This window comes from Burkholderia sp. 9777_1386, assembly GCF_015712265.1.
Lineage (GTDB): Bacteria > Pseudomonadota > Gammaproteobacteria > Burkholderiales > Burkholderiaceae > Burkholderia > Burkholderia cenocepacia.
In genome coordinates this window covers 40,072-60,275 of sequence record NZ_JACCQB010000018.1, presented here as the reverse complement: position 1 = coordinate 60,275, position 20,204 = coordinate 40,072, and the positions used below count along the sequence as shown (strand labels likewise).

The 20,204-nt window shown below is 67.3% G+C and carries 18 protein-coding genes; 4 read left to right on the top strand and 14 right to left on the bottom strand.

The features are described from left to right. Window positions 1-82 precede the first annotated feature (82 nt). The 8 genes from ugpB to H0X91_RS16105 all read right to left on the bottom strand — a co-directional run bounded on the left by ugpB (window position 83) and on the right by H0X91_RS16105 (window position 8,476). Window positions 83-1,417, bottom strand: a complete 1,335-nt coding sequence (gene ugpB, locus H0X91_RS16140) for a sn-glycerol-3-phosphate ABC transporter substrate-binding protein UgpB (protein WP_006481865.1) — start codon at window positions 1,415-1,417, stop codon at window positions 83-85. Window positions 1,418-1,505: 88 nt separating this feature from the next. Continuing rightward, the gene (locus H0X91_RS16135) at window positions 1,506-2,714 is read right to left on the bottom strand and encodes a deoxyguanosinetriphosphate triphosphohydrolase (protein ID WP_006494444.1); all 1,209 of its coding nucleotides are present in this window, start codon (window positions 2,712-2,714) and stop codon (window positions 1,506-1,508) included. Window positions 2,715-2,755: 41 nt separating this feature from the next. Further along, on the bottom strand, window positions 2,756-3,835 hold the full coding sequence (aroB, locus tag H0X91_RS16130; protein ID WP_006481864.1) for a 3-dehydroquinate synthase: 1,080 nt from the start codon (window positions 3,833-3,835) through the stop codon (window positions 2,756-2,758). Then, window positions 3,832-4,386, bottom strand: a complete 555-nt coding sequence (gene aroK / locus H0X91_RS16125; protein WP_034201082.1) for a shikimate kinase AroK — start codon at window positions 4,384-4,386, stop codon at window positions 3,832-3,834. The genes aroB and aroK overlap by 4 nt, the downstream gene beginning before the upstream one ends. A gap of 40 nt (window positions 4,387-4,426) precedes the next feature. Continuing rightward, window positions 4,427-6,052 carry a type IV pilus secretin PilQ gene (gene pilQ, locus H0X91_RS16120; protein ID WP_062911050.1) on the bottom strand — a complete coding sequence of 542 codons (1,626 nt, stop codon included), beginning with the start codon at window positions 6,050-6,052 and terminating at the stop codon, window positions 4,427-4,429. Continuing rightward, window positions 6,049-6,915 (bottom strand): hypothetical protein, encoded by an 867-nt coding sequence (locus H0X91_RS16115; RefSeq protein WP_062911051.1) that lies wholly within the window; start codon window positions 6,913-6,915, stop codon window positions 6,049-6,051. The genes pilQ and H0X91_RS16115 overlap by 4 nt, the downstream gene beginning before the upstream one ends. After that, window positions 6,912-7,556: a hypothetical protein gene (locus H0X91_RS16110; protein ID WP_062911052.1), complete on the bottom strand. Its 645-nt coding sequence runs from the start codon at window positions 7,554-7,556 to the stop codon at window positions 6,912-6,914. The genes H0X91_RS16115 and H0X91_RS16110 overlap by 4 nt, the downstream gene beginning before the upstream one ends. Then, window positions 7,553-8,476: a hypothetical protein gene (locus tag H0X91_RS16105; protein WP_062911053.1), complete on the bottom strand. Its 924-nt coding sequence runs from the start codon at window positions 8,474-8,476 to the stop codon at window positions 7,553-7,555. The genes H0X91_RS16110 and H0X91_RS16105 overlap by 4 nt, the downstream gene beginning before the upstream one ends. Window positions 8,477-8,702: 226 nt before the next feature. On the opposite strand from H0X91_RS16105, the gene H0X91_RS16100 reads away from it, so the two are divergent. Continuing rightward, window positions 8,703-11,090: a penicillin-binding protein 1A gene (locus H0X91_RS16100; protein ID WP_102898887.1), complete on the top strand. Its 2,388-nt coding sequence runs from the start codon at window positions 8,703-8,705 to the stop codon at window positions 11,088-11,090. Between the two features lie 81 nt (window positions 11,091-11,171). Here the strand turns inward: H0X91_RS16100 and cyaY are convergent, their stop codons facing one another. Beyond that, window positions 11,172-11,498: an iron donor protein CyaY gene (gene cyaY, locus H0X91_RS16095; protein WP_006482891.1), complete on the bottom strand. Its 327-nt coding sequence runs from the start codon at window positions 11,496-11,498 to the stop codon at window positions 11,172-11,174. A 36-nt stretch (window positions 11,499-11,534) separates the two neighbouring features. Here cyaY and lptM point away from each other — a divergent pair, with 36 nt between their 5' ends. After that, window positions 11,535-11,810: an LPS translocon maturation chaperone LptM gene (gene lptM / locus H0X91_RS16090; protein ID WP_006491729.1), complete on the top strand. Its 276-nt coding sequence runs from the start codon at window positions 11,535-11,537 to the stop codon at window positions 11,808-11,810. An 82-nt stretch (window positions 11,811-11,892) separates the two neighbouring features. Here the strand turns inward: lptM and msrQ are convergent, their stop codons facing one another. The 5 genes from msrQ to H0X91_RS16065 all read right to left on the bottom strand — a co-directional run bounded on the left by msrQ (window position 11,893) and on the right by H0X91_RS16065 (window position 18,016). Continuing rightward, window positions 11,893-12,579 (bottom strand): protein-methionine-sulfoxide reductase heme-binding subunit MsrQ, encoded by a 687-nt coding sequence (gene msrQ / locus H0X91_RS16085; RefSeq protein ID WP_006482924.1) that lies wholly within the window; start codon window positions 12,577-12,579, stop codon window positions 11,893-11,895. A gap of 20 nt (window positions 12,580-12,599) precedes the next feature. After that, window positions 12,600-13,595, bottom strand: coding sequence for a protein-methionine-sulfoxide reductase catalytic subunit MsrP (gene msrP, locus H0X91_RS16080; protein WP_006491738.1), 996 nt, complete (start codon window positions 13,593-13,595; stop codon window positions 12,600-12,602). A gap of 158 nt (window positions 13,596-13,753) precedes the next feature. After that, on the bottom strand, window positions 13,754-14,944 hold the full coding sequence (gene ccsB / locus H0X91_RS16075) for a c-type cytochrome biogenesis protein CcsB (protein WP_006482903.1): 1,191 nt from the start codon (window positions 14,942-14,944) through the stop codon (window positions 13,754-13,756). Between the two features lie 4 nt (window positions 14,945-14,948). Further along, complete coding sequence (locus H0X91_RS16070; protein WP_006494455.1) at window positions 14,949-17,162, bottom strand: cytochrome c biogenesis protein ResB; 2,214 nt, start codon at window positions 17,160-17,162, stop codon at window positions 14,949-14,951. Window positions 17,163-17,362: 200 nt separating this feature from the next. Beyond that, a complete protein-coding gene (locus tag H0X91_RS16065) occupies window positions 17,363-18,016 on the bottom strand; it encodes a c-type cytochrome (protein WP_012492295.1) in 654 nt (217 codons plus the stop codon). A gap of 214 nt (window positions 18,017-18,230) precedes the next feature. Here H0X91_RS16065 and yihA point away from each other — a divergent pair, with 214 nt between their 5' ends. Together yihA and hemB are read left to right on the top strand one after the other, a co-directional pair. Beyond that, a complete protein-coding gene (yihA, locus tag H0X91_RS16060) occupies window positions 18,231-18,890 on the top strand; it encodes a ribosome biogenesis GTP-binding protein YihA/YsxC (protein WP_006477171.1) in 660 nt (219 codons plus the stop codon). Between the two features lie 252 nt (window positions 18,891-19,142). Continuing rightward, window positions 19,143-20,141, top strand: coding sequence for a porphobilinogen synthase (gene hemB / locus H0X91_RS16055; RefSeq protein ID WP_006482872.1), 999 nt, complete (start codon window positions 19,143-19,145; stop codon window positions 20,139-20,141). The last annotated feature ends 63 nt before the right edge of the window (window positions 20,142-20,204 follow it).

Here is a 20,204-nt window from a genome sequence, read left to right as displayed (position 1 = left end):
CAGGCGAAACGGAAAGGAAACCGCACCGCCGGACGGCACGCGCTCACGCGCGGCGCCGTCGGCGGCACGCAGCGATGCGCGCTCAGCCGCCCGACTTCTCGAAGCGGCGCAGCAGTTCGTCGCCGCGCGACGCGGCCGAATCGAGCGCATCCTTCGGCGCCTTCTTCTGCGCCCAGACCTGTTCGAACTCCTCGTCGACGACCGTGCGGATCTGCGGCATGTTGCCCAGGCGCAGCCCCTTCGTGTACGGCAGCGGCGGCTTGTTCAGCATCTGCTTGATCGCGGTTTCGGCGCTCGGGTTCTTCGCATAGAAGCCCTGCTGGCGCGTCAGGTCGTACGCGGCGGTCGTGACCGGCAGGTAGCCGGTGTCCTGATGCCACTTCGCGGCGACGGCGGGCGAAGCCAGGTACGCGAGGAATTTCGCGACGCCCTTGTAGGTCGCCGGATCCTTGCCGGCCAGCACCCACAAGCTCGCGCCGCCGATGATCGCGTTCTGCGGCGCGCCCTTCACGTTCGCGTCGTACGGCATCATCCCCGTGCCGTAGCTGAACTTCGCGAACTTCTGCACGTTCGCGAGCGCGCCGGACGACGTCGTCAGGATCCCGCAGTCGCCGCTGTAGAACTTCGCCGACGCTTCGTCCTTGCGGCCCGCGTACGTGAACGTGCCGTCCTTCGCCATCTGCTGGAGGAACGAGAGGTGCGCGATCTGCTGCGGCTTGTTGAACTCGAGCACGGCGTCGGTGCCGTCGAAGCCGTTGTTGCGGCTCGCGAACGGCAGCCCGTGCCACGCGCTGTAGTTTTCGAGCTGGATCCAGCCCTGCCAGCCGGTCGTGAAGCCGCACGCCATCCCCGCCTTGCGCAGCTTCTCGGCATCGGCCTTCACGTCGGCCCACGTCTTCGGCGGCTGGTTCGGATCGAGGCCCGCCTTCTTGAACGCATCCTTGTTGTAGTACAGCACCGGCGTCGAGCTGTTGAACGGCATCGACACGAGGTGGCCCGTCTTCGCGTCGCTGTAGTAGCTCGCGATGGTCGGCACGAACGCCTTCTCGTCGAGCGTCACGCCCGCCTGCTTGAACACGTCGTAGACCGGCACGACCGCCTTCTTCGCCTGCATCATCGTCGCCGTGCCGACTTCGTAGACCTGGAGGATCGCCGGCGCGTTGCCGCTGCGATAGGCCGCGATGCCCGCCGCGAGTGCCTGGTCGTAAGTGCCCTTGAAGACCGGCACGATCTTGTAGTCGCTTTGCGACGCGTTGAACTGGTCGGCGATCGCGTTGACCCGCTCGCCGAGCGCAGCCTCCATCGCATGCCAGAACTGAATTTCCGTCGCGGCGAGCGCGACGTGCTGCGCCCCGAACATCAGCGCGCCGCCGAGCGCGATCGAACGAACCAGTGTCCCCGCAGGCTTCTTCTTCATCGACCTCTCCTATGAAAACGTTACCAACAGCGTGTGCAACATTCCCGTCGCCATTGAACCGGCGAAGTCTAGTGATCGTTTATGACAGTCAGTTGTCGCTGATGACGAACAGGCGCTGATATTCCTTCAGCGCGAAGCGGTCGGTCATGCCGGCGATGTAGTGCGCGACGAGACGCGGCTGCTGCGCCGCGTCGTCGGACTGGTACGGCGGCGGCAGCAGGCGCGGATCGTCGATGAACGCGTCGAACAGCCCCGTGACGACGCGTTGCGCCTTGCTCGCCATGCGCATCACCTTGTAATGGCGATACAGGTTCTTGAAGAGGAAGCGCTTGAGCGCGGCGGCCTGCGCGGCGACTGCCGGGCTGTGCGACACGAGCGGCGGCGCGGCGCGCACGTCGTCGAGCGATGCGGGCGCGACGCGGGCGAGATTGCGCGTCGTCTCGTCGATCAGGTCGACGATCAGCGTGTTGATGATGCGGCGCACCGTCTCGTGCACGAGACGGCGGCCTTCGAGGTGTGGGAATTCGGCGAGCGCCGCTTCGTAGTGACGCTGCCACAGCTCGACTTCCGCGAGCTGCTCGATCGTGATCAGGCCGGAGCGCAGGCCGTCGTCGACGTCGTGGTTGTTGTACGCGATTTCATCGGCGATGTTCGCGAGCTGCGCTTCGAGCGACGGCTGGCGGCCCTGCAGGAAGCGCTCGCCGAGCGCGCCGAGCTTGCGCGCATTCTCGCGCGAGCAGTGCTTCAGGATGCCTTCGCGCGTCTCGAAGCACAGGTTCAACCCGTTGAACGCGCCGTAGTGCTCCTCGAGCTCGTCGACCACGGCGAGGCTCTGCAGGTTGTGCTCGAAGCCGCCGTGCTCGCGCATGCACGCATTCAGCGCGTCCTGCCCGGCATGGCCGAACGGCGTATGGCCGAGGTCGTGCGCGAGCGAGATCGCTTCGACGAGATCCTCGTTCAGGCGCAGGTTGCGCGCGACCGAGCGCGCGATCTGCGCGACTTCGAGGCTGTGCGTGAGGCGGGTGCGGAACAGGTCGCCTTCGTGATTGACGAAGACCTGCGTCTTGTATTCGAGCCGGCGAAACGCGGTCGAATGGACGATCCGATCGCGATCGCGCTGGAATTCGGTGCGCGCCGCCGGCGGCGTTTCAGGATGGCGGCGGCCGCGCGACTGCGACGCGTGCGCGGCATACGGAGCAAGATGGGCTTCCAGCGCCGCCAGCGTCGGCGGCTCGGCCACCGGCGCAGCGGATGCGCGGCTGGCTTCGGGCAATGTGCTGCTGGATGTCTCGCTCACGTCTCCTCCATGTCAGGGGCGCCGGCGCATCCGGGCCGCCGTTAGCGGGTCGTCTGCGCCAGTGTAGCGAATACCGCTTCGTCCGGCGCCTGCGTGATCAGCGTATCGCCGAATCGCTTCAGCAGGATGAACTTGATCGCGCCGGCCTCGGCCTTCTTGTCGACGCGCATCAGGTCCATGTAGCGCGCATCGCCGAGCGCGGGCGCGCGGGTCGGCAGATGTGCGGCCGCGATCACCGCATCGAGGCGCTGCCGCGATGCTTCGTCGAGGAGGCCGAGCCGCACCGACAGGTCGCCCGCCATCACCATCCCGCAGCCGACCGCTTCGCCGTGCAGCCATTCGCCGTAGCCGAGCCCGGCCTCGATCGCATGGCCGAACGTGTGGCCGAAGTTCAGGATCGCGCGCAGGCCGCCTTCGCGTTCGTCGGCCGCGACGACGCTCGCCTTGATCTCGCACGAACGCTTCACTGCATGCGCGAGCGCGGCGGGCTCGCGACGGTTCAGCGCCTCGACGTTCGCCTCGATCCAGTCGAAGAACTCGGCATCGGCGATCGCGCCGGTCTTGATGACTTCGGCGACGCCGGCCGCCAGCTCGCGATCGGGCAGCGTCGTCAGCGCGCCGATGTCCGCGATCACGGCCTGCGGCTGGTAGAACGCGCCGATCATGTTCTTGCCGAGCGGGTGGTTGATGCCCGTCTTGCCGCCGACGGACGAATCGACCTGCGACAGCAGCGTCGTCGGCACCTGGATGAACGGCACGCCGCGCATGTAGCACGCGGCGGCAAAACCGGTCATGTCGCCGACCACGCCGCCGCCGAGCGCGACGAGCGTCGTCTTGCGATCGGCGTGGTCCGTCAGCAGGCCGTCGAAGATCAGGTTCAGCGTTTCCCAGTTCTTGTACGCCTCGCCGTCCGGCAGCACGACCGTCGACACGCGCTTGCCGAGCGGCGCGAGCGCCGCGCGCAGCGCGTCGCCATAGAGCGGATCGACCGTCGTGTTCGTGACGATCGTGACGGACGAACCTTTGATGTGGGGCGCGAACAGCTCGGTGCGGCCGATCAGGCCGGCGCCAATATGAATCGGATAGGCGCGGTCGCCCAGATCGACGTTGACAGTAATCATGCTTGTAGCGGCTTGGCGATGACGCCGGCCAGTTCGAGTTGCATCAGCACCATGTTGACGAGACCGTTGACCGACGGACGGCCGGTCTCGATGACGAAATCCGCGCATTCGCGGTACAGCGGGTCGCGCACTTCGTACAGCGCTTCGAGACGCCCCTTCGGATCGTCCGTCTGCAACAGCGGGCGATTTTTGTCCTTGCGCGTGCGCAGCCACAGATCGTGCGGATTGGCGCGCAGGTAGACGACGATGCCGTTGGTTTTCAGGCTGTCGCGATTTTCCGGGCGCAGCACCGCGCCGCCGCCCGTCGCGAGCACGATGTTCTCGCGCTGCGTGAGATCGGCGATCACCTGCGTTTCGCGGTCGCGAAACCCGGCCTCGCCCTCCAGCTCGAAGATCACCGGGATGCGCGCGCCCGTACGGGCCTCGATTTCGTGGTCGGAGTCGAAGAACGTCCTGTCGAGACGACGCGCGACCGCACGGCCCACGGTGGTCTTACCCGCTCCCATAAGGCCGACGAAAAATACGTTTGCATGTGGGTCCCGCGCTTGCAACGGCTTCCTCTGCTTCAATCTTGCTGGTGTGTGGCGCAGCTTACTGGCAAAGCGGCTGCCTTGTCGAGCCTGCGCCGGCGGCTTCCGGCCCCGTTTTCTCGGCATCCTCGTCGCCCGCGCCGGGTGCGCCGCACCGCGGATCGACGACGGTCGGCGTGATGAAGACGACCAGTTCGTTGCGCTGGTCGCGCTGCGCGCGGTGCCGGAAAAGCGCGCCCAGAACGGGTATTTTGCCCAAGAGCGGCACGCGCGTCACATCGTTCCGGTTCAGTTGTTCATAGATACCGCCGATCGCGACCGTCCCGCCATTCTCGACCTCGACGCGCGTCTGCACATGCTTCGTATGGATGGCGGGGCCGGCCGCGGTCGGCTCGCCGACGCTGTCCTTGGTCACGTCGAGATCGAGCACCACGCGCCCGTCCGGCGTGATCTGCGGCTCGACCTCCAGCTTGAGCGTCGCGCGGCGGAACTGCACGCCGCTCATGCCATTGCCGACCTTCGCCTGGTACGGCAGCTCGGAACCCTGTTCGACGATGGCCTTGACGCGATCGGCCGTCACCACCCGCGGACGCGAAACGATCTGGCCCCGGCCCTGCGCCTCCAGCGCGCTGAGCTCGATGTCGAGTACGCGGCTGAGCGGCGCGGCGAACAGCGTGAAGCCGGCGGTGGCCGCGTCGAAACCGCCGAGCGGCCGCGCGGCAAGGTCGAGTGCGCTGCGCGCGTCCGCCGTGAACGACGTGCCCTCGGCTGACGGCGGCCGCCCCTGCGCACGCAGCGCGACACGTGCGCCGAGGTTGCGCGAGAAACCCTGCTCGCCTTCGACGATGCGGGCCTCGATCCGGACCTGCCGCGACGGCCGGTCGATCGCGTCGATCAGGCCGGCGATCTGCACGATACGCGGTGCGAGATCGGTGACGAACAGCAGGTTGGTCCGCGGATCGGCCGCCGCGGCGCCGCGCTTCGACAGCAGGCGCTGGCCGGTCGCGCCGGCCAGCAGCCGTTGTACGTCCTGCGCGCGCGGATAGTGCAGCATGAAGGTACGGCTCGCCAGCGGCTCGAGATCGGCGGCCCGCGCGTGCATGTCGAAGCGCTCGCGTTCGCGCGCAGCCAGCTCGGCTGCCGGCGTGACCCAGATCACGTTGCCGCGCCGGGACATCGCAAGCCCGTGCATGTCGAGCAGCGTGTCGAACGCCTCGCGCCAGCGAACATTGTTCAGACGCAACGTGACCGTGCCGCGCACCTGCTCGCCGACGACGATATTGAGCCCGGTGAACCGCGCGATCGCGTCGAATGCCGCCGCGAGCCCGACGCCCTGCAGATTCAGCGAGATCCGCCGTGCGTCGTCCGCATCGCCCGGTTGGCGGGCCGCGGCGTCGCTCATCCGGGCCGGCGGCGCCAGCGGGATCGGCGGTCCCTCCAGCGCGGGGCCCGGTGCGGCGGTTTCCGTCTGCCGTGCCGCGCGCGCCGCCTGATCGAACGGTGGCGGGCCGGCGTCTTCCGTTGCCGCACTATCCACGCCGTCGGCCACGCGCAGCGGCAGACCCGGCACCGACACATCCGTCGACCCGGCGGGCCAGACCGCCGGCAGCGGCGGCAACGACGCGCTTGCGTCGGCCGCCGTCACGCCGGCCCAGAGGGCAAGCACCCAACAACGGTGTTTCGTCATGGCCGACCTCCGTCGTCCAGGACGAGCCGCTGCGAGCCGTCCGCCGTCGCAAGCGTCACGGCCGCGCGATCGATGCGCACCACGCGCGCGGCACCCAGTACGTCGCCAGGCGCGACGGCCGTGAACGCGCCGTCGCCGTCGTCGAACAACGCGAGGCCGGCCCGCGCGTCGCGAATCGTGCCGGCGAAGCGGGCTGCGTGACCCGCCGCTTCGGCCGCGCCGGCGTCGCCGAACGGATCGGCGTCGGGCGCAGCGACGCGAACCGGCGTGTTGCCGTCCGCGGTCGTGGTCGCCGGCAGCGCCGGAAACACGTCGACGGACATGTCGACCCGCGCCGCCGACGTGCCACGCTCGATACGCAGCGCCGACGGTACGGCCAGCACCGGGAACCGCGCCAGGCCGCCAACCATGTGCAGCAGCGCGCGAAAACCACCATCGGCGGCGATGTGCACGGTGCGCCGGCCGTCCGGTGCCGCGCCATCGGCGCGCTGCGGTTCGACCGATACGCCGCTCAGCCCGCTCGACGCGGCGAGATCGGCCAGTTCCAGCATCAGCGCGGCCCATTCCGGCGCATGCGGCAAACGATCGTCGCGCATCAACGCACGATGCCCGTCGCGTCGTTGTCCAGCGGAAGCGAGCACGCGTTGCGCGTCGGCCGCGCGCGCCTGCGCTGCGGCGAGCAACGCGCGACTATGGGCAAGCCCGCTCCAGTCGGCCGCATTCGCCAGATGAATGCCGCCGCCCAGCACGGCCGCGAATGCCAGCACGCAACCCGCGGCATGCGCGGCCGCCGGCGACACGCGCGGCATGCCGCCTGGCCCGACGCCGCCACCCAGCGCCGGCCGATGCACGAGCGTCGTCATGCGCCGCCTCCCGACATCGTCCGCGACGCCATCGGGTCGTGCCAGCGCAACTGCACCGAGAAGCGGAACGGCATCCCGGCCGTGGGAGCCGGCGCATCCGAGGCCGGCTTCAACGTCTCTATATCGATCCGCCAGTCGCGCTGCTCGCGCGCCATCGCGGCGAGCCATCGCGCAGCGGCCCGGTAACTCTCGGCGCGCGCTTCGAGCACCGCGCCGGTCGACGTCATGCGCAGCGCGTCGAGCCGGATACGATCGGCGCGCACCTGCTTCAAGGTCGCCAACAGCCCCGCCATGCGCCGGTAAGGCGCGGCCAGCGCAGCCGCCTGTGCGTCGCGTCGCGCGATGGCGGCGGCGGCATCGACCGCACGCGTCGCAGCCGCCACCTGGGGCTGCAACTGCCGCAGCCGCGTCTCCACGCTGGCGCGCTCGGCATCCACCCGCCACCGCGACAACACGGCGGCGCCCGTCCACGGCCCCGCACCGAGCACGCCGAGCAGCATCGCCACACCGCACTGCGCGACCCGGCGACGCCGCAACGCCTGCGCCAATCGCTCGCGGTACGGCAGCAGGTTGAAGTCGCCGAGTATCGCCTGCTCGGCCGCCGCCGCGCCTTCGCTTGCCGACACGTGAGCGGCCGTCATTCCCGCACCCCGCGCAACGCCAGCCCGAATGCGACGGCAAACGCCGGGCCGCCCGGCATGCCGGCGCGCGCGCACGGCTGTCCGTCCCAGCCCGTGCAGTCGAACGGGACCACCGCCGTGCCGAGCACGTCGCCGATCTCGGCGACGGACGTGTCGAAGCGGGCGATACATCGCTCGTCCCCGGCGACGAATACGCAATGGACGGCCCCGAGCGCGCGCCGCCGCAACGCATCGGGCAGTGCTTCCGGCAACGTGCCGGACAGCGTCAGCACCGGGATAGCCGACGAACCCTCGATTCGCCAGCCGCGCACGCCCGCGTCGCAGAACCACAGCGCGGCGTAGGCACCCTGCGCGTCGAGTTCGAACTGCGCGGCATAGCGCAGCGCACGCAGCACGGCGGCCGACTCGCCGTCGATCACGGTCAGGTCGATACCGGCCTGCGCGGCCACGTCGATGCGCCGCTCGAGCAACGCCAGCGGCGCCACCGCCACCGCGATCTCGCCGGATCGCACGCCGCCGTAGTGCCGCCAGTCGAACGCGAGACTGTCCGGCGCCAGCCCCGAGATGCGTTCGGCCGCCTGCCGCGCGGCGTCCGGAATGTCGCCGCGCCCGGCCAGATCGAGCGTCGCGGTGCGCATCTCGTCATCGTGCAGCGCCATCACGCCGCGCGCGTCGCACCGCACCTCGGCCGCCGACAGCCGCGACACGGCCGCCGCCAGCGATCGCGCGACCGCCGCCCAGCGTGCGTCTTCCGGCCCGCCCGCCAACCCGACCGGCTCCCGCTCGAGCCCCTCGACGCGCACGTCCGCGTCCCTGCCGCGCCGGCTCAGCACGGCCACCCTCACCTCGTGCGCACCGACGTCGATTCCCGTCGACCGGTGCCTGCCCTGTGCAAACCGCGCCACCCATCGTCCTGCCATCCCAGCCTCCCGAGATCGTCGCGGCCCACGCCGCGTTTCCGAGACCTGATTCTGCAAAGCGGCGCATGCGGCCGACAGTCGGCCAAACGGCCAGCATCCGCTCGCGGTGGCCATGCGCGGACTATGCTGACGGCACGCCGACCCGCGGCTTTCCGACGGGCGGCCCCCGCGTCAGGACCGGTCTTACCGGGCAGCTATAATCGCGGGACTGTTTTCCGGTATGCCTATGCAATCCACGACTCCTACGTCCCCGCCTCCCGCCCCGGAGCCGAAGAAGCGGCCCTGGTGGCAAAAAGTCCTGCTCGGCTTCGCCGCGATGTGCGTGGCCCTCGTCGTGGCCGGCGGCCTCGTGCTCGGCTATGCGCTCGTCGTGGCCTGGCCGAACATGCCGTCGCTCGACGCGCTGACCGACTATCGGCCGAAGGTACCGCTGCGCATCTATACGTCCGATCACGTGCTGATCGGCGAATTCGGCGAGGAGCGCCGCGACGTCGTTCATTTCAAGGACGTGCCCGACTCGCTGAAGAAGGCGATCCTCGCGATCGAGGACGCGCGCTTCTACGATCACGGCGGCGTCGACCTCACCGGCATCATCCGCGCCGGCTTCGTCGCGCTGACGAACGGCCACGCGTCGCAGGGCGCGAGCACGATCACGATGCAGGTCGCGCGCAACTTCTTCCTGTCGAGCGAGAAGACCTACACGCGCAAGATCTACGAAATGCTGCTCGCGTACCGGATCGAGCGCGCGCTGACGAAGGATCAGATTCTCGAGGTCTACATGAATCAGATCTATCTCGGCCAGCGTGCGTACGGCTTCGCGAGCGCGGCGCGCGTCTATTTCGGCAAGGATCTGAAGGACATCACGCTCGCGGAAGCCGCGATGCTCGCGGGGCTGCCGAAGGCGCCGTCCGCGTATAACCCGGTCGTGAATCCGAAGCGCGCGAAGGTGCGCCAGGAATACATCCTGCAGCGGATGCTCGAGCTGAACTTCATCACGCGCGAACAGTACGACGAAGCCGCCGCGCAGCCGCTCGTCGTCAAGGGTCCGGGCCGCGATTTCAGCGTGCACGCCGAGTACGTCGCGGAAATGGTCAGACAGATGATGTATGCGCAGTATCGCGAGGAAACCTACACGCGCGGCTTCAACGTCGTCACGACGATCGACTCCGCGGACCAGCAGGTCGCGTACACCGCGCTGCGCAAGGGCATCATGGATTACGAGCGCCGCCACGGCTATCGCGGGCCGGAAGGCTTCATCGAACTGCCGGCCGGCGCCGACGATCGCGAACAGGCGATCGACGACGCGCTGCTCGAGCATCCCGACAACGGCGAGCTGATCGCCGCGGTCGTGACGGCCGCGAGCCCGCGCCAGATCACGGTGGCGTTCATCGACGGCAGCACGGCGACGATCGAGGGCGACAACCTGCGCTTCGCGTCGGGCGCGCTGTCGGCCAACGCGCAGCCGAACCGGCGCATCCGCCCCGGCGCGATCGTCCGGGTCGTGAAGAACGACGCCGGCAAATGGTCGATCACGCAGTTGCCGCAGGTCGAAGGCGCGTTCCTGTCGATCGTCCCGCAGGACGGGGCGATCCGCTCGCTCGTCGGCGGCTTCGACTACAACAAGAACAAGTTCAACCACGTCACGCAGGCGTGGCGGCAGCCCGGTTCGTCGTTCAAGCCGTTCATCTACTCGGCGTCGCTCGACAAGGGCCTCGGGCCCGCCACCGTGATCAACGACGGCCCGCTGTATTTCAGCGCCGCGGAAACCGGCGGCCAGCCGTGGGAGCCGAAGAACTACGGCGGCGGCTTCGAAGGCCCGATGTCGATGCGCACCGCGCTGCAGCGCTCGCGCAACCTCGTGTCGATCCGGATCCTGAATCACATCGGCACGAAATACGCGCAGCAATACATCACGCGCTTCGGCTTCGACGCCGAGCGCCATCCGGCCTACCTGCCGATGGCACTCGGCGCCGGCCAGGTCACGCCGCTGCAGATGGCCGGCGCGTATTCGGTCTTCGCGAACGGCGGCTATCGCGTCAATCCGTACCTGATCGCCGAAGTCACCGATCCGAACGGCGCGGTCGTCGCGCGCGCGCAGCCGCTCGTCGCCGAGCAGAACGCGCCGCGCGCGATCGACGCGCGCAACGCCTACGTGATGAACAGCCTGCTGCAGAGCGTCGCGCAGCGCGGCACGGGCGCGCGGACCAACGTGCTGAAGCGCACCGATCTCGCGGGCAAGACCGGCACGACGAACGACTCGCACGACGCGTGGTTCGCCGGCTACCAGCACACGCTCGCCGCGATCGCATGGATCGGCTATGACAATCCGCGCAGCCTCGGCGATCGCGAAACCGGCGGCGGCCTGTCGCTGCCGGTCTGGATCGACTACATGGGCGCTGCGCTGAAGGGCGTGCCGGAATTCAAGCCGACGGTGCCGGAAGGCGTCGAATCGCTCGGCGGCGAGTTGTACTTCACCGAGTTCACGCCGGGCCACGGCTTCGTGTCGACGGTCGGCGTGCCGCAGGCGCCCGCTGCGCAGAACGTCGACGAGGCCGTGCCGCACGTCGACGAGCAGGAGAAGCAGGACATCATGAACCTGTTCCGCGGCCACTGACCCGCGGCCCGGCCATGAAAAAAGCGCCCCGCGGGGCGCTTTTTCTTTGGGCACGACGCGCGGAGCGCTGCGCTCCCGCCGTTACGCGCTGAACGTGATCGGCAGGCCGGCCTGCTGGGTCGCGTAGTCGGTGAGCGCCGAGAAGAACTCGGTGCCCGTGCGCGTATCGCGCCATTCGCCGTCGATGAAACGGTAGTGGAATCCGCCGGCCTTCGCGGCGATCCACACCTCCTTCATCGGCGGCTGCAGGTTGACGATGATCTTCGAGCCGTTCTCGAACGTCAGCGTCAGCACGCTGCCATTGCGTTCCAGATCGATGTCGTGATCGCCGTCGTTCGCGACGTCCACGGTACGCTCGACGGCCGCCAGCACGGCCTCTGCACGGGCCAGGTATTCAGTATCGGACATGCTAAACTCTATCGGTTAAATTGTTCAGGGACGATCATGCGAGTCGTTTTCCGGATGAGCGCGATTGTAGCGGCTTTGGCGATTCTTGCCGGCTGCGGTCAAAGCGGCGCGCTCTATCTGCCCACCGTGCCTCCGATGCCCAAGCCGATCCAGCCGCAGAATACGCCGCCGTCGGACGTGAAACCGACCGACGAAAACGCGTCGTCCGACGAGTCGCCCGACACGTCCGGCTCGCCGCTCACGCTGTCGCCCGAACTGTCGAGCACATCGACCATGCCCGCCCCGGCATCGGGCCCGGCCGCGACGAAGTAACGACGCACTGCCGCCCGCGCGGCGCACGAAACGAGGCGATGACTTCCCGGTCATCGCCTTTTGTTTTTCAGCGGCCGCGCCGTCACGCGCGCACGCGGCGCCAGCCCCACGTCACCAGCCGCCAGCCGAGCAGCGCGGCGACGATCGCCGCGTAGAGCTTCGGCTGCGCAAGATCGTGCTTGCCCGCCCGCATCCACCAGAAGTGCAGCACGCCGAACAGCGCGATCGCGTAGATTGCGCTGTGCAGCGTCGCCCAGTGGCGACCGAGCCGGCGCACCATCGCGCGCGGCGACGTCGCGGCGAGCGGAATCAGCAGCACGAACGCCGCGAAACCGACCGTGATGAACGGGCGCTTGCCGACATCCTTCAGGATCGCGACGACGTCGAACCACTTATCGAACCACAGGTAGGTCGTGAAGTGCAGCGTCGCGTAAAAGAACGCGAACAGCCCGATCATCCGACGAAAGCGCAGCAATGGCGCGAAGCCCGTGATGCGCCGCAGCGGCGTGACGGCCAGCGTGATGCACAACAGGACGAGCGTCCACAAACCGGTCGAACGCGTGATGAATTCGATCGGGTTCGCGCCGAGCCGGTCGGTCAGCCCGAACAGCACGATGCGCGCGAGCGGGTAGAGGCCGGCCGCGAACACCAGCACCTTGGCCGGCGCGAGCCAGCGCGGCGCGGCAGGACGGTTCGCCCCGGCACGCGCCGTGCGGGCGGCCTGCCCGGCGCCCGCGGCGCGCGCGGGTGTGAGCGTCGAAGGATGCATGTCGTTTCTCACGGTCGCGCTCAGAAATTCTTTTTCAGGTCCATGCCCTGATACATCGATGCGACCAAGTCGCCGTAGCCGTTGAACATCAGCGTCTTGCGCTTCGGCGTGAAGAAGCCGTCCTCGCCGATGCGCCGCTCGGTCGCCTGGCTCCAGCGCGGATGATCGACGTTCGGGTTCACGTTTGAATAAAAGCCGTACTCGTTCGCCGCGTACGTGTTCCAGCTCGTCTTCGGCTGCTTGTCGACGAAGCGGATCTTCACGAGCGACTTCGCGCTCTTGAACCCGTATTTCCACGGCACGACGATCCGCACCGGCGCACCGTTCTGGTTCGGCAGCACCTGCCCGTAGACGCCCATCGTCAGCAGCGTCAGCGGATTCATCGCCTCGTCCATGCGCAGCCCTTCCGAATACGGCCAGTCGAGCACGGGCGTCGACAGGCCCGGCATCTGCGACGGATCGGCCAGCGTGACGAACTGCACGTATTTCGCGTTGCCAGTCGGCTGCACGCGCTTGATCAGCTCGGACAGCGGCACGCCGATCCACGGGATCACCATCGACCAGCCCTCGACGCAGCGCAGCCGGTACACGCGCTCCTCGAGCGGCGCGAGCTTCAGCAACTCGTCGAGATCGAACACCTTCGGGTGCTGCACCTCGCCTTCGACACTCACGCGCCACGGGCGCGGCCGCAACGTGCCCGCGTTCTGCGCCGGATCGCTCTTGTCGGTGCCGAATTCGTAGAAGTTGTTGTAGGACGTGATGTCCTTGAACGGCGTCACCTTGTCGATGGCGACGAATGTCGGGTTGGTTTTTGCCGCGAGCTTCGCCGCCCGCGCGTCGGGTGACGCATACGCGGCGAGCGCCGCGCCGCTGGTGCCGAACAGGCCACCCGCGGCCGCGAGGCCGGCCGCCTGCAACACGCGCCGCCGATTCTCGAATACCGCGCGCGGCGTGATCTCGCTCGGCGCGATATCCGCGCCGGTCAGTACGTTACGCAAAGGGCGTTTGATCCACATCGTGCAGTTCCTCCCGCATGCGCGACGCGCATGCTTCATCAGCGTTCGACCCGGCCCGTCGCACGCCGTTCGACGCCCGGTTCGCCCGCCCATTACAAAAGAAAACCGCCGGGCACGCAGTGCACCGGCGGTCTATGGTCGGACGAGCGGCGGAAATCTTACAGCTTGCCGTAGCTGTGCAGCCCGGACAGGAACATGTTGACGCCGAGGAACGCGAACGTCGTGACCAGCAGGCCGGTGAGCGCCCACCAGGCGGCCACCGCGCCGCGCAGGCCCTTCATCAGCCGCATGTGCAGCCACGCCGCGTAGTTCAGCCACACGATCAGCGCCCAGGTTTCCTTCGGGTCCCAGCTCCAGTAGCCGCCCCACGCTTCGGCCGCCCACAGCGCGCCGAGGATCGTCGCGATCGTGAAGAACGCGAAACCGACCGCGATCGACTTGTACATCACGTCGTCGAGCACCTCCAGCGTCGGCAGGCGATCCGCGAGGATCCCGCGCTCCTTCATCAGGTACGCGACCGACACCATCGCCGACAGCGCGAAGCTGCCGTAGCCGATGAAGTTCGCCGGCACGTGGATCTTCATCCACCAGCTTTGCAGCGCCGGCACGAGCGGCTGGATCTGCTGCGCATCGCGCGCGACCGAGTACCACATCAGGAAGCCGACCGCCGCGCTGATGACCAGCAGCACGAACGCGCCGAGCGAACGCGTGCCGTAGTGGCCTTCGTAATACAGATAAAGCAGCGCCGTGATCAGGCTGAACAGGACGAACACTTCATAGAGGTTCGATACGGGGATGTGCCCGACGTCCGCACCGATCAGGTAGGACTCGTACCAGCGCACCATCAGCCCCGTGAAGCCCATCAGCACGGCGACCCACGTGAGCTTCTGGCCGATCGCGGCGCCCGTTTCGGCGCGCGCGAGCAGCCCGATCCAGTAGAAGATCGTCGCGAGCACGAACATCGCGCTCATCCACAGGATCGCCGACTGGCTCGACAGGAAGTACTTGAGGAAGAACGCCGAATCGGCGCGGGCGAGATCGCCCTGGTAGATCTGGATCGACAACAGCGACAGCACGGAGATCGACGCCATCATCAGCCGCGCGGGCTTCCAGCGCCAGCCGAGCGCGACGAGCGCCGGCACGGTGCCGATCATCACCGCCTTGTCGTAGTAATCCATGTGCGCGTTGTAGTGCACGAGCGCATAGCCCGCGCCCGCCACGAGCGCCAGGGCGAACAGCCAGTCGAACAGCGACAGGCGCGCGAGGAACGGACGCTCGTCGAACAACGGCGACGATGCCGGCGCCGGGGCCGACGCCGTACGGGAAGAGGAAACTTGCGTGAGATCCATGATGTTACCGGGTGGAATTCTCGGAATCGGAACCGCCGCCGACAGGCGGGCGGGCCGTCGAAGCCGCACCGGCGGGCGCGGCATCGCGAGGTGCGGCGCGCAAGGCGGCGCCGGCCGCGTCGCGCGTCTGCACGAATTCTTTCTCGAAATCGAAGGTCTTGCGGGCCGTGGACATTGCCATCACCACATCGACGCCCGAACCGGCGTCCTTCAGCCAGAACCAGAGTCGCCGCTCGCGCACGTAGAACATCGAGAAGATGCCGGCGACCAGCAACAGGCTGCCAAGATACACCAGATTCTTGCCGGGTGCGCGCGTCAGCTGAAATACCGAAGCTTGCACCTGCTTGAAGGAATCAAGCTGCAAATAGACCGGCGATCCATACAAGAAGCTGTCGGATAGCGCGTTGATCGCGTTCTGCACGAAGCGGATCGTGTCGGTGCCCTGCTGCGCGGCCGGCTCGCCGGCACGCTCGCGCGCGATCTGCCAGACCTCCCACATCGAGCCCTCGAGCATCCGCAGCAACAGGCTCGCGGCCTTCTCCTGCTCGCCCTTCGGCACCGAGCGGTCGATGAAGGTCGCCACCGCCTGAAAGCCGCCGACCGGCTGGCCATCCGCGCCGCGGCCGACGCTGTCGTCGCTCGCCGCAAACAGGGTCAGCACCTTCGACGCGCTGTCCTGCAGGCGGCCGCGCAGCGACGCGTCGCCCGGCAGCGAGCGCTGCGCGAAGCGCGCGGCGGCTTCGGTGCGCACGGCCGGATCCTCGAGCGCGGCGCGCAGGCGCATCCATTCGCCGATCGAATCCTGGCTGTCGGCCGGGATCCGCATGTAACGGAACGGATCGTTCGGGCTCGCGCGCACGCCGGCGAGGAACACGCGTTCGCCGTTCATGTCGACGGGCAGCATGTAGTTGTTGAATTCGCGCGCCTGGCCGTCCTTGCCGCGAATCTTGTACTGCACCGACGGGCCGATGTTGTGGAGCTGCGTCGGCTTCGACGTCTTCGCGCCCGAGCCGAGCCGCTCGTCGAATACTTCCTTCAGCGAGCTGGTCGTCGCAACACCGCGCACGTCCGGCTTGCCGTTCGCGTCGGCCATGTTTTCGACGTTGATCGCGCGGAAATCGGAGAACTCGATCGTGTCGCCGTCGGCGCCCGGGACCTGCAGCGGCGCCGAGCTGCCGATCGTGCCCTTCACGGGAACGGTCGCCGCATGGCTGCCCGTCATCGGGTAGGCCGTCATCTGCATTTGCGAGCCGCCGTCCTGGAAGCTCGACTGGTAGATCGACACGCCCTTGTACGTGAACGGCTTGTTGACCTCGACCCGCGCCGGGATCTTCCGGCCGGTCTCGCGATCGATCACGACGATGTCGCTCGCGAACAGCTTCGGCATGCCCGTCGTGTAGTAATCGACGATGAACTTGTCGAGCTGGATCGAGAACGGCAGATCCTGGATCAACGAGCCGCTCGGCTGGTTCAGGATCGCGGTCGACACGAACTGGCCCTCCGGCACCCACGCATAGCCGCGGAACGTCGGGTTCGACGCGGACAGGCGATGGTCGGGCGAAATCTCGCTGATCGTCGCGCTCGTGTTGACCGGGCTCTTGCCGAACATCCACATCTGGAATTTGATCGGCAGGTTGCTGTCGAGCAGGCCGCCGATACAGATCACGACGATCGCGAGGTGGGCGGAAATGTAGCCCCACTTGGTCATCGCGCCGCGCTTCGCGGAGATCAGCGTCGCGCCGTCGGTTTCACGCACGACGTGCTTGTAGCCGGCCTTCGTGACGAACGTGGCGAGCGTCGCCGCGACCGTCGCGCGCGTACCGGACGCCGTGTACTCGGCCTTGTGGTGGAACGCGCGCAGGCTGCCTTCGCGGACCTTGTCCTTCCAGCTCTTCGCATCGGCGAGCATCTTCGGCGCATTGCGGATCACGCACAGCGAGATCGACACGACGAGGAAGATCAGGATCAGCATGAACCACCACGCGCTGTACACGTTGTACAGGCCCAGCGAGCGGAAGATGTCCGCCCAGAACGGCCCGAACTGGTTCACGTAGTTCGGATACGGATCGTCCTGGGTCAGGACCGTGCCGATGATGCTCGCGATCGACAGCACCACCAGCAGCGCGATCGCAAAGCGCATCGAGCTGAGCAGCTCGACCGCGCGTTTCGACGCACCCTGACTCGACTTCGACTGCAACCCCGACGTGGTAACGCTCATTCAAACTCCGACTCAGGGGAAACAGCCCCCACACTCACTATGTTCGCTGCGCCCCAACGGGCGATCGGCACGCTCGGGACGGCCCGGCGAGTGCCAACAAAAAAGGGCAAGGCGACCGCGAACAGCGGTGCCCCACCCTTTTCTTGTTCTGACTCCGGCCGCCCTTCGGGCGGCCGGTCATTCCATGCGCGGTTGACCGCTCAACGCAGACCCGCGATGTAATCGGCGACGGCCTTGATCTCGGTATCCGACAGCCGCGACGCGATCTGATGCATCGCCTCGTTGTTGTTGCGCGCGCCGGCACCCTGCTGGAACGCGGTCAACTGCGCGACCGTGTAATCGGCCCATTGCCCCGACAGACGCGGGTACTGGACCGGGATCCCCTGCCCCGTCGGCCCGTGGCAGCTCGCGCAGGCTGGTACGCCCTTCTCCGCGATGCCGCCGCGATAGATCTTCTGGCCGACCGGCACGGTCGCCGCATTGCGTGCGGTACCGAGCTTCGTCGTCTGCGACCCGTAGTACGCGGCGACGTTGCGCATGTCGTCCGCGCTCAACGCGCTTGCGAATCCGACCATCACCGCGTTGTTACGCACCGGCCCCTTCGCGCCCGGCTGCGTCTTGAAGTCGTTCAACTGCTTGACCAGATATTCGGGATGCTGGCCGGCGAGCTTCGGGAAACTGCCCGACGCACTATTGCCGTCGGCGCCGTGACACGACGCGCAGACCTGCCCGGCAATCGCCTTGCCGCGATCCAGATCCGGCTTCGCCGCATCTGCCGCGTTTGCCTCCGCTACGAAACCTACGAACCCTGCTGCAACCTGAAGCACCATCAGAGACTTGCACAGTCGATTCATTCGCACACCCTGTTTCGTCTTGTGGGAATTTGAGGTTCTGCAAAAAACGACGGCGTTCAGTCTACCGCAGAAGCCACATAAAAGCGCGAGGCAGGCGCCCGTTGGCCTTCGGTAAAACCGCCGTATTGTACAATATCGTGCTGAAAGCTCCCGCGCCTATCGGGGCTACCCCGCCTCCACCAAGCGGCTCGCGCCGCCCGTCCTTCCGGTTCCCATGGCCTTTCTGCTCCATCAAGCCCGCTTCTACACGACCGTCAACCATCTGCGCGACCTGCCGCCGACGGTCCAGCCGGAAATCGCGTTCGCGGGCCGCTCGAATGCCGGCAAGTCGACGGCGATCAACGTGCTGTGCAACCAGAAGCGGCTGGCCTTTGCGTCCAAGACGCCCGGCCGCACGCAGCATATCAACTACTTCTCCGTCGGCCCCGCCGCCGAGCCCGTCGCGAACCTCGTCGACCTGCCCGGCTACGGCTACGCGGAAGTGCCCGGTGCCGCGAAGGCGCACTGGGAAATGCTGCTGTCGTCCTATCTCGCGACGCGCTCGCAGCTTTGCGGCCTGATCCTGATGATGGATTCGCGCCGTCCGCTGACCGATCTCGATCGACGCATGATCGAGTGGTTCGCGCCGACCGGCAAGCCGATCCACACGCTGCTGACGAAGTGCGACAAATTGACGCGCCAGGAAAGCATCAATGCGCTGCGCAACACGCAGAAGGGGCTCGACGCGTATCGCGACCAGGGCGTGAAGGGCAAGCTGACGGTCCAGCTGTTCTCGGCGCTGAAGCGTACGGGGCTCGACGAGGCCCATGAACTGATCGAGAGCTGGCTGCGGCCGTCCGTCGCCGACGAAAAAAGCGAGCCTGTAGCACAATGAGCGGGCAACGCGCGGCTGGGATCGGCTGCGCGCACCTGACGGCACCTGCGGATTCGGCCGGCTCATAAAAAAACCCGCCGTTGAACGGCGGGTCAAACAGCCTAATCGAAAAACGACAGGCACCCGCTCAGGGAGGAGAAGCGGGGAGCTGCACGCAACGCGTGCCGCTCGATCGCTATCATATACCAACGATCTCGAAAATGACCTAAGGGTTCCGTAAGGTCTTCTTGCCCTGATTTCTGCCAAATCGCCATGAGCTTCCATCCGCTTCATCGTCCGCGCCGGATGCGCCGCGACGACTTCTCCCGCCGCCTGATGCGCGAAAACCGCCTGACCACCGACGACCTGATCTACCCGGTGTTCGTCGTCGAAGGCACCCAGCAACGCCAGCCCATCCCGTCGATGCCCGGCGTCGAGCGCGTGTCGGTCGACCTGCTGATGCAGGTCGCCGAGCAGTGCGTCGAACTCGGCGTGCCCGTGCTGTCGCTGTTCCCGGCCATCGAGCCGTCGCTGAAGACGCCCGACGGCCGCGAGGCGGCCAATCCCGAAGGCCTGATTCCGCGCGCCGTGCGCGAGCTGAAGAAGCGCTTCCCCGAGCTCGGCGTGCTGACCGACGTCGCGCTCGATCCGTACACGAGCCACGGCCAGGACGGCGTGCTCGACGAGAACGGCTACGTGATCAACGACGACACGATCGAGATCCTGATCGAACAGGCGCGCGCGCAGGCGGAAGCCGGCGTCGACATCGTCGCGCCGTCGGACATGATGGACGGCCGCATCGGCGCGATCCGCGAGATGCTGGAAAGCGACGGCCATATCCATACGCGGATCATGGCCTATTCGGCGAAGTTCGCATCGGCGTTCTACGGCCCGTTCCGCGATGCGGTCGGTTCGGCATCCAATCTGGGCAAGGGCAACAAGATGACCTACCAGATGGATCCGGCGAACAGCGACGAAGCGCTGCGCGAAGTACGCCTCGACATCGACGAAGGCGCCGACATGGTGATGGTCAAGCCCGGCATGCCGTATCTCGACATCGTGCGCCGCGTGAAGGACGAGTTCCGCTTCCCGACCTACGTGTACCAGGTGAGCGGTGAATATGCGATGCTGAAGGCCGCCGCGATGAACGGCTGGCTCGACCACGACAAGGTCGTGCTCGAATCGCTGCTCGCGTTCAAGCGCGCGGGCGCCGACGGCGTGCTCACGTACTTCGCGCTCGATGCCGCGCGTCTGCTGAAAGCGCAGCGCTGATCGCACACCGGCGCGCATCAGCAAAAACGGCGGGACACTTCGGTATCCCGCCGTTTTTTGTTT

Bases quoted from the DNA above. Each gene is read 5' to 3' on its own strand.
- ugpB (WP_006481865.1), bottom strand. From the start codon at position 1,417: ATGAAGAAGAAGCCTGCGGGGACACTGGTTCGTTCGATCGCGCTCGGC.
- aroB (WP_006481864.1), bottom strand. From the start codon at position 3,835: ATGATTACTGTCAACGTCGATCTGGGCGACCGCGCCTATCCGATTCAT.
- pilQ (WP_062911050.1), bottom strand. From the start codon at position 6,052: ATGACGAAACACCGTTGTTGGGTGCTTGCCCTCTGGGCCGGCGTGACG.
- H0X91_RS16115 (WP_062911051.1), bottom strand. From the start codon at position 6,915: ATGACGACGCTCGTGCATCGGCCGGCGCTGGGTGGCGGCGTCGGGCCA.
- H0X91_RS16110 (WP_062911052.1), bottom strand. From the start codon at position 7,556: ATGACGGCCGCTCACGTGTCGGCAAGCGAAGGCGCGGCGGCGGCCGAG.
- H0X91_RS16105 (WP_062911053.1), bottom strand. From the start codon at position 8,476: ATGGCAGGACGATGGGTGGCGCGGTTTGCACAGGGCAGGCACCGGTCG.
- H0X91_RS16100 (WP_102898887.1), top strand. From the start codon at position 8,703: ATGCAATCCACGACTCCTACGTCCCCGCCTCCCGCCCCGGAGCCGAAG.
- cyaY (WP_006482891.1), bottom strand. From the start codon at position 11,498: ATGTCCGATACTGAATACCTGGCCCGTGCAGAGGCCGTGCTGGCGGCC.
- lptM (WP_006491729.1), top strand. From the start codon at position 11,535: ATGCGAGTCGTTTTCCGGATGAGCGCGATTGTAGCGGCTTTGGCGATT.
- msrQ (WP_006482924.1), bottom strand. From the start codon at position 12,579: ATGCATCCTTCGACGCTCACACCCGCGCGCGCCGCGGGCGCCGGGCAG.
- msrP (WP_006491738.1), bottom strand. From the start codon at position 13,595: ATGTGGATCAAACGCCCTTTGCGTAACGTACTGACCGGCGCGGATATC.
- ccsB (WP_006482903.1), bottom strand. From the start codon at position 14,944: ATGGATCTCACGCAAGTTTCCTCTTCCCGTACGGCGTCGGCCCCGGCG.
- H0X91_RS16070 (WP_006494455.1), bottom strand. From the start codon at position 17,162: ATGAGCGTTACCACGTCGGGGTTGCAGTCGAAGTCGAGTCAGGGTGCG.
- H0X91_RS16065 (WP_012492295.1), bottom strand. From the start codon at position 18,016: ATGAATCGACTGTGCAAGTCTCTGATGGTGCTTCAGGTTGCAGCAGGG.
- yihA (WP_006477171.1), top strand. From the start codon at position 18,231: ATGGCCTTTCTGCTCCATCAAGCCCGCTTCTACACGACCGTCAACCAT.
- hemB (WP_006482872.1), top strand. From the start codon at position 19,143: ATGAGCTTCCATCCGCTTCATCGTCCGCGCCGGATGCGCCGCGACGAC.